Annotated in this window: 11 protein-coding genes; 2 read left to right on the top strand and 9 right to left on the bottom strand. The window is 43.8% G+C overall.

Features of this window, described 5'->3' with window-relative positions; all coding sequences use genetic code 11:
* Positions 1–267: 267 nt before the first annotated feature.
* The 3 genes from OCU90_RS20045 to OCU90_RS20055 all read right to left on the bottom strand — a co-directional run bounded on the left by OCU90_RS20045 (position 268) and on the right by OCU90_RS20055 (position 3,197).
* Entirely contained in the window at positions 268–954 is a 687-nt protein-coding gene (locus OCU90_RS20045) for a putative ATP-dependent zinc protease (protein WP_017079253.1), read from the bottom strand.
* Between the two features lie 11 nt (positions 955–965).
* Positions 966–2,150, bottom strand: coding sequence for an amino acid aminotransferase (locus tag OCU90_RS20050; RefSeq protein WP_029224363.1), 1,185 nt, complete (start codon positions 2,148–2,150; stop codon positions 966–968).
* 210 nt (positions 2,151–2,360) lie between these two features.
* Entirely contained in the window at positions 2,361–3,197 is an 837-nt protein-coding gene (locus OCU90_RS20055) for an AraC family transcriptional regulator (RefSeq protein ID WP_061022853.1), read from the bottom strand.
* 163 nt (positions 3,198–3,360) lie between these two features.
* Here OCU90_RS20055 and OCU90_RS20060 point away from each other — a divergent pair, with 163 nt between their 5' ends.
* Positions 3,361–4,746, top strand: a complete 1,386-nt coding sequence (locus tag OCU90_RS20060) for an MATE family efflux transporter (protein ID WP_061022851.1) — start codon at positions 3,361–3,363, stop codon at positions 4,744–4,746.
* A gap of 166 nt (positions 4,747–4,912) precedes the next feature.
* Here the strand turns inward: OCU90_RS20060 and nrdG are convergent, their stop codons facing one another.
* Positions 4,913–5,383: an anaerobic ribonucleoside-triphosphate reductase-activating protein gene (gene nrdG, locus OCU90_RS20065; RefSeq protein WP_017090409.1), complete on the bottom strand. Its 471-nt coding sequence runs from the start codon at positions 5,381–5,383 to the stop codon at positions 4,913–4,915.
* A gap of 174 nt (positions 5,384–5,557) precedes the next feature.
* Complete coding sequence (gene nrdD / locus OCU90_RS20070; RefSeq protein ID WP_061022849.1) at positions 5,558–7,678, bottom strand: anaerobic ribonucleoside-triphosphate reductase; 2,121 nt, start codon at positions 7,676–7,678, stop codon at positions 5,558–5,560.
* Positions 7,679–7,981: 303 nt separating this feature from the next.
* Here nrdD and OCU90_RS20075 point away from each other — a divergent pair, with 303 nt between their 5' ends.
* Positions 7,982–8,860 carry an endonuclease/exonuclease/phosphatase family protein gene (locus OCU90_RS20075; RefSeq protein ID WP_061022847.1) on the top strand — a complete coding sequence of 293 codons (879 nt, stop codon included), beginning with the start codon at positions 7,982–7,984 and terminating at the stop codon, positions 8,858–8,860.
* A gap of 156 nt (positions 8,861–9,016) precedes the next feature.
* On the opposite strand, the gene OCU90_RS20080 is transcribed toward OCU90_RS20075, so the two are convergent.
* The 4 genes from OCU90_RS20080 to OCU90_RS20095 all read right to left on the bottom strand — a co-directional run bounded on the left by OCU90_RS20080 (position 9,017) and on the right by OCU90_RS20095 (position 12,699).
* Entirely contained in the window at positions 9,017–9,448 is a 432-nt protein-coding gene (locus OCU90_RS20080) for a YeeE/YedE family protein (RefSeq protein ID WP_061022845.1), read from the bottom strand.
* Positions 9,448–9,924, bottom strand: a complete 477-nt coding sequence (locus tag OCU90_RS20085; RefSeq protein WP_061022843.1) for a YeeE/YedE family protein — start codon at positions 9,922–9,924, stop codon at positions 9,448–9,450. The genes OCU90_RS20080 and OCU90_RS20085 overlap by 1 nt, the downstream gene beginning before the upstream one ends.
* Before the next feature lie 191 nt (positions 9,925–10,115).
* Positions 10,116–11,356 (bottom strand): IS3 family transposase gene (locus OCU90_RS20090; protein WP_372114074.1). Its coding sequence is split into 2 segments (ribosomal slippage): positions 10,116–10,984 and positions 10,984–11,356, totalling 1,242 coding nucleotides; the frame shifts between segments, so codons are not numbered across the junction.
* Between the two features lie 110 nt (positions 11,357–11,466).
* Positions 11,467–12,699, bottom strand: a complete 1,233-nt coding sequence (locus OCU90_RS20095; protein ID WP_061025179.1) for a glycosyltransferase — start codon at positions 12,697–12,699, stop codon at positions 11,467–11,469.
* Positions 12,700–12,770 lie beyond the last annotated feature (71 nt).

Raw genomic sequence — 12,770 nt, forward strand, 5'->3', positions numbered from 1 at the left:
TTTCAAGAACCTAAATAAGAAGTACGAAAGTATGGATTAAACAAAAATCGAAGCGCGGATTATATAGAGATCTCGATCACGTTGTCGAGGCCAAACCGTAAACGAATCGTAAACATAGACCATTTAGATGCTTTTCATACGTTATTAACGTGTAAATAGAAAAATCCCCACCAGTTGAACTGACGGGGATTCTATTTATCGACACTAAAGTGTTCTGTTAAAACTATCTCTCTTCAAGTCTAAAAGCCCTGATTATGAGACGAAGTGTTATTTAGTAATTTTCTTTTGAACGTACTTTTGGCTTACATCCACTACCGCAACATCTCTAAAGAAACTTCTACCCAATAGAATAGGGAAAGAAAGATGCGTTCGGTCTGCTAACGTAAACTCAGTTTTGTCTTTCAGCTCGCCGATTTGAATTGAAGCTACGACAACAGCACGTCGTTGTGTGCCTTCCGCGCTCGACTGCTTGATCTTAACCCAACGCTCTACCGGTAAACTGATCTCTTTGGTTGTGATACCGTCATGTTCAATTTTAAACTTAACCCAGTCTTTTCCGTCACGCTCAAAATCAACGATATCTACAGCACTGATCGAAGATGTTGTTGCGCCTGTATCAATACGAGCTTTAAATGCTTCTTTCAAACCAGGAACAAACACCCACTCTTCTTCACCAAGAATCAGTTTTCCATCATCCGTTTTTAACGGTTTTGCTGGTGGCTTTTCAACTGGCTCAGGTTTAACTTCTGGCTCAGTTGGTTTTACTTCTTCTGGCTTCTCTGTAGGTTCCGTTACTTTCTCGCCTTCAGTTGCGTCAGTCTTTGAAGAGTCATCCACAACAGGTTGTTCTACTTGAGGCTTTTGCTCTGGCTCGACAGGAACTTGAGTCGTCGTCGAACAAGCAAATAGGCCACCACTTAGCATTAAAACTACAATCGCTTTCCAATTATACATTCAGTCACCTTTTATTTCGAAACGTTAGCTATCGCTTTAGCTACATAAGGAATATGGGATTCAGAAAGGCCTGCGATATTGATGCGTCCGTCGCCAACACCATAGACTCCATATTCTTCACGTAATTGATTCATTTGAGTTTCTTTAAAGCCTAGTACACTAAACATACCTTTATGGCTTTCAATGAAGTCAAAGTGTGACGTGTTGTAAGTATTTCGCAATTCATCACATAAACTTTGGCGCAGATTTAACAAACGTTGCTGCATTTCACTCAATTCTTGCTTCCAAATCGATGTTAGCTCTTGATTCTGAAGAATTGTTTTAACCAAAGCGGCACCATGATCAGGCGGCATTGTGTAAGTTGAACGAGCAAGCGTTAGAAGCTTACCTTTCGCGTTACCAACGTGTTCGCTGTTTTTACCAATCACAATCGCTGCACCCGTTCTTTCACGGTACAAACCGAAGTTTTTTGAACAAGACGTAGTAATCAGCATCTCTTCTACGTTGTTAGCCATGTGTTGAAGACCTTTGGCGTCTTCTTCTAGGCCATCGCCAAAGCCTTGGTAGGCAATATCAACGAACGGTAAGAAACCATTCTTCTGAGATAACTTGGTGATTTCCTGCCATGCTTCAAAGTTGATATCCGCACCCGTTGGGTTATGACAGCAACCGTGCAGTAGTACCACGTCTGATGGACCCGCTTTTGAAAGATCATCCAACATTTTCGCAGTATCAACTTGCTTCGTTTCCGGACTGAAGTAGTTGTAGTATCGAACTTTTAAGCCCGCTGCTTCCATCACCGGTTTATGGTTAACGTAGCTTGGGTTTGAGATCCAAACGGTGGTGTCTGGTTGAGAGACTTTCATTAAGTCGCCCAACATACGAAGTGCACCACTTGCACCTGGTGTTTGAATCGCAGCAACGCGATCCATTGCTGAAGTCCCTTTAAGCAGTAGATCAACCATGCTCTGGTTAAACTCTTCACAGCCTGCTAGGCCAACGTAAGCTTTGGTTTTCTGAGTATCGACAACAATGTCTTGAGCCATAGAAACGGCTTTCATGATCGGTGTTTCGCCTTGGTCGTTTTTGTAAACGCCAATGCCTAAATCGACTTTGTCAGTACGAGGATCGCCGCGGTAAGCGACAGAAAGAGATAAAATTGGATCTAAAGTTGGTTTTGGTAGATGTGAAAACATGAAAGTCACAACCCTTTGAAATTCAAGTATTGAATTTCACGTTAACATTTTCGTACTAAAATCAGAAACATTTTTTAATAGAAGAGCTTAGTTACCAGAAGTAATCAGAGATTGGTCATTTTAAGCCAAGATAAAGTGAACATTTCGGGTATTTAATGACCAATCACAAAATAAACGCGCTTATTGTTAAGTCTTTTGTTACGACTTCAATTAAGTGTTGTGTTTGAATTGCCTCGGTGTCATTCCAGACCACGCCTTAAACCGAGTACTAAAGTTAGCGGCATTGGGATAACCCACTATCTCGCCAATATGTTGAATCGACCAATCACTCGACTTCAGCAAGCGTGCTGCATACTCCATCCTCATGCGCATGATATGAGTCATAGGGCTATGTGAATAATAACGTTGGCACAAACGATGGAAATGGGGCTCTGAACACGGGAATAAGCCTGCCAGCTCATGAACGTTCCATTCCTTGTGGAGCTGCTTTTGTACGTTATCGAACACTCGTCTTAAACGAATCAAATTGCGTGACTGTTGCTGCGGTACCGGCGCATTAATCATGTATTCTATTTGAGCCACACTATGATTAGCAATTGCTCCTCCTAAATCGATGGGTAAGGCAATACTTCTGAGCAAGGTATGAATGCAGGACGACACCACCTCAGCTGCTGGCGAAAGCGTGTAGTTAACTTCATCACTCACGACACCCTCCCATTTTTTATCTGGCGAGAGAAAGATCCATGCAATTTGCCATGTTTCTTCTTCAATCCCGAATCCATTCTCAATGCCCGCAGGCACGGTAATACACGACCCTGGCTCTAGAATGTAGCGACACGCCCCACTTTCTAACCAACCCTTTCCTCTCACGGTATACAGCAACATGTGTTTTTGTTGGTTTCTCCTATGCACTGAAAAGAAATCTCGACACGACGCCGTCCCACACTGAACGATACCTAGTTCTTCGAATGCCAATACATGGCTTTGGTCGACAAACTCTTGATGCGTGTTTTCAGAAATCTCATACCGTTCTTGCTTGTCATTCATTTCACTTTTCGCTCATTGGATTTGCCTGCAACTGAGTCACCACGTAAGTAATTCGATAGCTTTGGAAAATAGATAGTTTGGCAAAAGTTTGTGATGAGCCTGAACAATACAGTTAAAACAAATGCCGATAAACTTCTCGCATATTCACTAGAGGGGAAATGCGATGCTCTCGACATATCGTCATTTAGACAAAGAGTTTTGGCAAAAACTATTACACATTGGTTTACCTGTCTCGCTGCAAACCATGTTGTTTTCATTGCTAGGCGTGGTCGATATTTTTATGGTCAATCAGCTTGGTGATTCTGCAACCGCCGCTGTTGGCGTTGGCAACCGCATCTTCTTCTTCAACTTGATCATGGTATCGGGGATTAGCGGAGCTGTGAGCGTGCTAGCTTCGCAATATTTTGGCGCAGGTGATTTCAACGGAATTAGACGCACATTAGCGCAATCATGGGCATTGTCGATTGTCGCCATCATCCCGTTTGTGTTCATTTATACATTGGCTCCTGAATCAGTCGTGTCTGTGGTGGCCTCAGACCCTGATTACGTCCGATTGGCAACGGATTACCTTTGGATAACAGGAGCCAGCCTTATTGGAACCGCGATAGTAGTGCCACTAGAAAGCGCACTGCGATCGGTCGGCGAAGCAAAACTACCTACCAAGATCAGCATCTGGGCAATTATCATCAATGCGATTCTCAATGCATTATTGATCTTTGGTTTATTTGGCTTTCCTGAACTGGGTGTGGTTGGCGCGGCAATCGGTACTACGGTGTCTCGATTCTTTCAAACTATTTCCCTGCTTGTGATTGCAAAGAAACACTACGCCCACCTATTCCCAACACTAAGCAATTGGCGCGATGCAATATTGCCTAAGCATAGAAATAAGTATTTCAAGATAGCGATTCCGATGTTGATTCATGACACGGCTTGGGCGGGTGGCATTCTGATTTATAACGTTATTGTTGGTCAGATGGGTGTTGGCGAGCTTGCGATCATTTCACTGTTATCGCCTGTTGAAAGCATCTTAATCTCGGCGTTCATGGGGTTTGCCGTCGCGGCTTCAATCATTCTAGGTAACGAGATCGGCGCGAAGAACTATCAACGTGTTGAAAATACCGCTTGGGGGTATGTATTGGTCAGCTGTGGGCTCGCGGCTCTATTAGCCTTATTGTGCTGGTTTGCTAAACCCGCGATCGTATACATGATCGATCTTACTCACTTAGAGCTCAAAGATACGGCCGTTAACGTTACCTTAGTCATGGCACTCGGCATGATATTAAGAGTCTTCAATATGGTTGGTATCGGCGGAGTGCTGAAAAGTGGTGGCGATATCAACTACAGCGTCTTCATCGACCTGTTTGGCCAATGGGCAATCGGTATTCCCCTCGCCTACTTTACCGCGCTGGTGTGGGGGTGGCCGCTAGAATGGGTTTTGATGATTGTTCTGCTGGAAGAACTAGCCAAAATCGTTCTAACCAGTAAGAGGATTCAATCCAAAAAATGGATAAACAACCTAATCGACGAGCCTGAGAACATTCCTATTTAAACAGGCGCCAAACCGACACTTACGTATCGGCGATAGATTCAAAAGAACTCACACCCAAGGGCTGATTTGTAGCATTGCGCTAACGATGAAGCCCTTTTTTCTGTTTCTGTTTCTGTTTCTGTTTACGAGAATACTGAATCAGAACAAATCTTATAAGTCAGTAAAGCTATAAGTCAGTAAACCGATGGATGATTTGGTTTGAACTACCACGCCAATCTAACATTGGATCCGCTTTATCTTGCTCGAAGCGACCATCAATCAAGGTATCAACGTATTCCAATACTTGCTTCTGCTTTTCATCAAGCTCATCTAGCTCGTAGCCCGTCCACATCCAGATGTCTTTGCCTTCGCATTCCGCTTTTACACGTTGAACCAACTTAAGCACTTCAGACACGTTTGCCGGATGCATTGGGTCACCACCAGAAAGTGATAAACCACGACGCTTGATTCGCGGATCATTGAGATCAGCGATAATTTGGTCTTGCAGTTCTTGAGTAAACAAATGCCCAGAGTCCAATCGTTGTGTCGACTGGTTATAACACCCGCGACACTGGTGCACACAACCCGACACAAACAAAGTGCAGCGTGTTCCTGGGCCGTTTACAACGTCGATTGGGTGATATTGATGATAATTCATAAGGCAGTATTGAAAACTCGTTATTGCTTAATAGTTTGAAGCGAAATGCTGTAAGAACTGAAACAAAAGAATTGGTATCGACATAGCGCCGATACCAATCTTATTTATTGAAACGTAGATCTTCTAAGTTAACTCGCTAACGATCGCAGATCTTAACTAAGATCCTTCGTTAGATTAAAGGTGCTTCACGCGACGTTTAACTTCTTCTTGCTTACCGAAGTTAAATGGTCGTGCATCTGGGCTACCAAGGTAACCACATACGCGGCGCGTTACCGACACTTTGGTTGAGTCATGGTTGCCACACTTAGGACACGTAAAGCCTTTACTTGTACAGTCGAACTCACCGTTGTAACCACATTCGTAACACTCATCAATCGGCGTGTTGGTGCCGTAGTAAGGAACACGTGTGTAGCTGTAATCCCATACGTTTTCTAGCGCTTCGATGTTCTTCTGCATGTTCGGGAATTCGCCGTAACAGATGAAACCACCGCTAGAGATTTCTGGATAAGGCATCTCGAAATCGATCTTGTCGTATGGGTTCACTGTCTTCTGTACATCTAAGTGGAAGCTGTTGGTGTAGTAACCACGGTCTGTTACGCCATCAATCACACCAAACTCTTTGGTATCAATGCTGCAGAAACGGCTACATAGGTTTTCACTTGGTGTACCGTATAAGCTGAACGCGTAACCTGTTTCTTTCGTCCAAGATTCCACTTCACGCTTCATGTATTCCACCAGCTCAAGCGCTTTAGCACGCATTTCGCCGTCGTCATACAGGTGAACATCTGTGCCGTAAAGCGCAGTCATTGCTTCGTGGATACCAATGTAGCCAAGAGAAACAGAAGCACGGCCGTTCTTGAAGATATCGGCAATGGAGTCGTCTGCTTTCAATCGAACGCCACAAGCACCTTCCATGTAAAGGATTGGAGCAACGCGCGCTTTCACGTTTTCTAGACGAGAAATACGAGTTTCTAGTGCACGACGAGCCAGCTTCAGTTTTTCATCAAGCAGTTCGTAGAACTTAGTCATATCACGCTGCGCGTTAATCGCAATACGTGGCAAGTTCAAGCTAACAACACCTAAGTTGTTACGGCCTTCGTGAATCAACTCACCATTTTCTTCGTAAGTATTCAAGAAGCTACGGCAACCCATAGGCGTTTTAAATGACCCTGTCACTTCTACTACTTTGTCGTAGTTAAGAATGTCTGGGTACATACGCTTAGACGCACACTCAAGTGCCAATTGCTTGATGTCGTAGTTTGGATCTTGCTTCTGGTGGTTCAAACCATCTTTGATTGCAAACACCAGTTTAGGGAATACCGCTGTTTTGCGGTTCTTACCCAAACCTGCGATGCGGTTTTTCAAGATAGATTGCTGGATAAGTTTCGAACCCCAGCTTTCGCCTAGACCAAAACCAAACGTAACGAATGGAGTTTGGCCATTAGCCGTGTGTAGCGTATTTACTTCGTATTCCAAAGATTGGAACGCGTCGTAACACTCTTTCTCTGTACGAGAGATAGCAAAAGCTTCTGGGCTATGAATGTCCCACTCTTTCGCTAGTGATAAATGCTTCTCGTAGCTCGCCATAACGTAAGGCTCTAAAACCTCATCGATACGGTTAATCGTAGTACCGCCATAGATGTGGCTCGCGACTTGCGCGATGATCTGTGCGGTTACTGCTGTTGCTGTAGAAATAGACTTAGGCGTGTCGATCTCCGCATTACCCATCTTGAAGCCATGCGTTAACATGCCTTTCAGATCGATAAGCATACAGTTAAACATTGGGAAGAACGGTGCGTAGTCTAGATCGTGGTAATGAATGTCACCACACTCGTGAGCTTGTACGATGTCACGCGGCAAAATGTGAGTTTTTGCATAGTGTTTAGCCACGATACCCGCCAGTAAGTCACGCTGAGTTGGGATAACTTTACCGTCTTTGTTGGCATTCTCATTGATCAGATCAACATTGCTTTCTTCGATCAAGCCTTCGATCTCACGAGTTAAAGCGCTTTGCTTTTCACGTGCGATGTCGCGGTCATGACGATATTCAATGTAGGCACGAGCCAGAGACTTATACGGTCCCTGCATTAGCTCATTCTCGACCAAAGTCTGAATTTCAGAAATATGAACTTCATCGTAGTCTTCGAGCTTCAACTCAACTGCTAATGCCACATTCAGAGCATAAATAGCAATTTCCTTATCGGCTTTGTCTGATGCTGCTTCCACTGCAGCTTGGATACGATCTCTACTGAATGGAGCTCTTGAGCCATCACGCTTGATTACGATTGATTTCACCACTTCTCCTTACTCTTGAGGTATTCACAGACTTATCCACAAACACACTATATAGAGCGATTTATCGTTTAACTAACACTAGATATTGTGGCGTATTTAACGAGAACCACCAACTTTGAGTATTGATTTGGATCAATAAAACGCGCACGCTGAACAAGATAAATCCAATATTATTACGTGAGTTCTCAAGTCGAAAAGAAACAATGTAACAATAAAAAAACTGCTAAAAAGAGTTGAATTTTTGGTAAGTGTTGTAGGATAACGGCTCAACTATATTGGACACCAAAATTAGGGAGATTTGGGATGATACGACTTCAAAAGTGGATAATGTTAGCTTGCTTGCTCAGTGGCCAGACATTTGCTGAACCTTTGACCATATCCAGTTGGAATATCGAATGGTTATCAACCAACGAGGCTGTGAATAAGTTTTCTGCCCAACGTGATCAAGCGGATTTCGATAAGCTCGAACAGTATTTCCAATCCTTAGATGCGGATGTGGTCGCCTTTCAAGAAGTCGACGACGTCAATGCCATTCAACGCATCACCGGCGATCAATACAAAATATTGATGTCTGACCGCGCATTGCCCAAAAACAGTAACCGACAATTCAAAGAAGTGAACCAATATACAGGCTTCGCGGTTCGTAAAGGAATCACACTCACCGACTACGCTGACTTTCCTCTGGAAACGAGTGCTAACAGCAAGCTCAGATTTGCCAGTTATATGGTTGTGGAAACGGATTCAAATCCAATTCACATGTTGTCAGTGCACTTAAAGGCCGGATGCAGCGGCGCTTACAAGTCGAACCGTGACTGTTCAAGACTTAAAGACCAAGCTAAGCAACTGAATAAGTGGATACAGCAAAGAGAACGTAAAGGCGAAGACTACGCGATTCTGGGCGACTTTAACCATAACCTCTCCTATTCACGAGATTGGATGTGGAAAGATATGACGCAAAATACCGATGCTCAGTTGGCAACAAGAAAAACTCGAGCAGATTGTAAGGTGCGCTCAAACCGCAACAATCACCGTACACATCAATTTCGTTCGGTGATTGACCATATTGTTGTGAGCAAGTCCTTAGATGCCTCTCCTGCGAAACAAAAGGTATTTGAAACGCAAGATGTTCTGGACTACAAACTCAGTGATCACTGTCCAGTTTCAACAACGATCAAACAGTAAGTTATAGATAACTGCAGATTGTAGATAAGTGCAAATAATAGAAAACAGTAGATATAGAAAGAGGCTGACTGGCTTTTACTGAAAGCGGGTCAGCCTCTCTGTTTGGTCAGATAAGATCGAATCCTCTCAGCCATGCAATAAATGGTAGGCGCACTGCTAGCAGCTTTTATTGGTTCGACCCGCCAGCCACATCCCCACCAGCATACTTAAGACGAACAGCCATACCGTAGGGTTACCGCCACTAAGGCTAGTTACTGCTGGGCCCGGGCAAAAGCCTGCAATCCCCCAGCCTAAACCAAAAGCTGTAGAGCCAAGAATCAGCTTTCTGTCGATTAGTGGATTGTTACTGCTATCTAAATGTTCGCCATTGACGGCTTGAGAGCGCTTTTTAATGACCAGATGATAAAACGGAGCGAAGACCAATAGCGCGCCACCCATAACGAATGCCAAACTAATGTCCCAGTTACCGGTAATGTCTAAGAAGCCGAGTACCTTGTTAGGATCAACCATGCCTGAAATGATCATGCCAGAGCCGAAAAGAATACCTGCGAGCAAGCCGATAACGATAGTAAATGAAGAGTTTTTCATTATGCCCCCAAGCCAATCAGGTTTTTAACCAACACTGTTGCCATCGCGACACTCATAAATACACAGGTCGCGACAATTGAACGTTTAGATAAACGAGCCATTCCGACAATGCCATGTCCGCTAGTACAACCGTTCGCCATCTTGGTACCGAAGCCCACCAATAGTCCGGCTATGATTACCACCGCGAAGTTGATCTCTTCTAATTGCGGAAGTTGGTAGCCCGTTGGAATCAATAACCAACCGCTCGCGACCATTCCGACAACAAAAGCAAGTCGCCAATGTTTTTCGGTTTTCTCTGTGTTGGTGTCCGATCTGGATTCAGATCCTGATTCTAATCTTTTGTTGTTTCTAGACGGCAATAAGCGGCTAACGATTCCGCTGATCCCCGCAACTCGCCCGATCCCCAACATCAGAACAATTGCCGACGCGCCTAGTAGCATGCCACCGAAAAATGCATCCCAAGGTATTAAACTCATCACTGACCTCTCCCATCCACAAACTTAAATTTAACTCGTCGCAACTTTAAATTAGGTCTTACTAATAAACTTAGATTAGAGTTTACTAATAAATATAAATTAGTCAATGCTAATGTAATGGTGTTATGTTTCGATTTGTAAGTTTGGAATTTAAAAGCGTCCCTGTCTCGTCCTAAAATACGTTGACGATTTTAGTTAGCCAGTAACGCAAGTTGCTGGCTTTTTTCATGCATCTTATTTGGCGTATTCATACCTAGGCTGAGATGTGGCCTCATTTCGTTGTACGTATATATTGACTCTTCAACAAGTGTTTTCAACTCGCGAAGATCTTTGCACTGAGTAAGCAAGAACTCTTGCTTGAGGATACCATTGACCCGCTCAGCTAACGCGTTTTGGTAACAGTCATAACCATCCGTCATTGATGGAGTTATACCATGCTTTTTAAGTTTCTCTTGATAGAGGTTTGAGCAATACTGAAGCCCTCTATCTGAGTGATGGATTGTCGCATGACAATAACATCGAGTTTTTACCGTCATATCTAAAGCCTTCACAACATCGCTCGCTTTCATTTCATTGCTAACTTCATACCCCATGATTTTACGGCTGAAGGCATCGGTAACCAATGACAAGTAGTGAACGCCCTCGTTTGACTGAACATAAGTGATGTCGCTCACCAGAACTTCTTCTGGTTTTGACGGAACGACTTCTTTTAGCAAGTTCGGATGTTTTTTCATCCAGTGTCTGCTGTTCGTTGTTTTGGTGTAACTTCGTTTCGGCTTAACGAGTAAGCGCTCTTCTCTGAGGTAATTAAACAAAGCATCACGGCCAAGTTTTATTCCCTTAGCTATCAACTTCGGCTTCAGTAAGAAATAGAGCTTACGAGCTCCCAGCCGAGGCATGAATCGTCTTAGCTCAAGCACCATCCCTTTCACAGGAGCAAGCTCAGCCTGACGAGTGGTCTCACGCTTTTCTCTCTGATAGACACACTGACGAGATATATTGAGCAATGAACAAGCTTTACTTAAGCTTACTTTCTTCTCTTTTTGAAGGCTTCTTGCTCCTTCGCTATATACTTTTTTCTTAGCGACATCCCGTGCTCAGCATCAAGAATATCAACAACCCTATTGAGAAGAAGGCATCTGAGACGTTCATCTTCGAGCTCTTGTTCAAGTCGTTTTATTTTTTGGGCAGGCGTTTCATTCGCTCTCGGTGATTTAGGCATCGTGTTCTTCCTTGGGTTGGTAGTCCAATCCATTTTGCCATGCTTTCTTAACCAAGTAAGAACAGTCGAACGACCTTGTATGCCGTAAATTGATTGGGCTTGTTTATAGGTCATGTCGCCTTTTTCGATGGCGTCTACAACCTGCAATTTAAAGCCTAGTGTGTAATCACGCTGAGTGCGCTTAACGTAGTGTTTATTTGGAATGGTCATCATTAGTCCTCAATGTGTAAACACATTTCAGGACGGGACACCCACATGAAAAAAGCCCCTAGGCGTTAACCTAAGGGCTTAATGTTTTTTCTGTCTTTGGTAAAGAACTGTTATTTAATCTTGTTCTTCTCAGCTATCCACTGCGACATGTACTTGGTACTCGCCATACTGTGGTGTTTAAGCATCGAACCAAAAAAGTTATCCAGTCGATGAGACTCAAGCTCAGAATCTAGCGCATTCAGTCGCTCGATCAATTTGTCGCCCAGTTGATTCTGCTCGTAGTGCGCTTCAAGGATCGAATGACATTGGCTTTGAGCCTTAAGCCACTTCTCTTCATCTTTATAAAGAGCAACAGCTTGTTCAACAAACTCGTCGATATCGTCTGCAACTGCGCCAGGCCATTGCAACTCACCTTGCGGTAACATGCTTTCACTACCAATTTCGCTCGTCACATTCGGAGTTTGTAGCTTCATCGCATCAAGCAATTTACCTTTAATGCCCGCGCCAAATCGCAGTGGTGCAACACACACACGAGCTTGCTCCATCACTTCTTGAGCGTCTTTAGCCCAACCTTTGATATGGAAACCGGTTTTAGGGTTATGCAAAGCCGTGGCTTTCGGTGGCGGATACGACCCATAAATATGAAGTTCAGTGTCAGGCAGCTGCTTGCGGATCTTCGGCCAAATCTTCTGTAACTGAAGCACTGCGTCCCAGTTCGGTGCGTGTCTAAAGTTGCCTATCGTCATGAAATGCTTACGTTCTTCAAAACATTTCGTGTTTTCAGGTAGAGTGTTGAGATCAACCATGAACGGCAAGTGATGAAGCAGTTTTGGATCGATATTGAACTCAGATTGAAGCAATTCCATTTCATAGCTAGAAATGATCAACGAAAGATCACAGCGTAAAATCGCAGCAATTTCACGTTTAGCCAAGTCACTGTATAAATGCGCTTTGGTCAGTTCAGTCTCTTTCTTAACGGCTTCGTGGCGTGCATTACGTAGAAACTGCAAGTCTTCGGTATCCAATAACTTAAATGCACTCGGACATACCTTCTCCACACGCCAGCCAAACTGCTCTTCCATCATAAAACGGTCAAACATCACGACATCGGGTTGCAGATCTTCGATGTACTGGTCAAAGCTATCGCAATTTAACTGTATGGATTTGCTCGAGATGCCCTCTTCAGAGAGATCGATCATGTGCTCGGTTTCTTGGGCTGGCGTTGCAAATTCAACTGACCAACCTTGTCTCTTGAACAGGCGTAAAAGAGACATCATATGGCTGCCCGCCGCCGATGAATTCGGTTCTGGCCAAACGTAGCCAATTGCTAAAACTTTCTTCAAAACACTTCCTAAGAAATAACAAAAGGGACTGTAGAAGTCCCTAATTAAACGTAAGTCGATTTATACCGCTG

Origin of the sequence: Vibrio splendidus, assembly GCF_024347615.1 — a bacterium.
GTDB lineage: Bacteria > Pseudomonadota > Gammaproteobacteria > Enterobacterales > Vibrionaceae > Vibrio > Vibrio splendidus.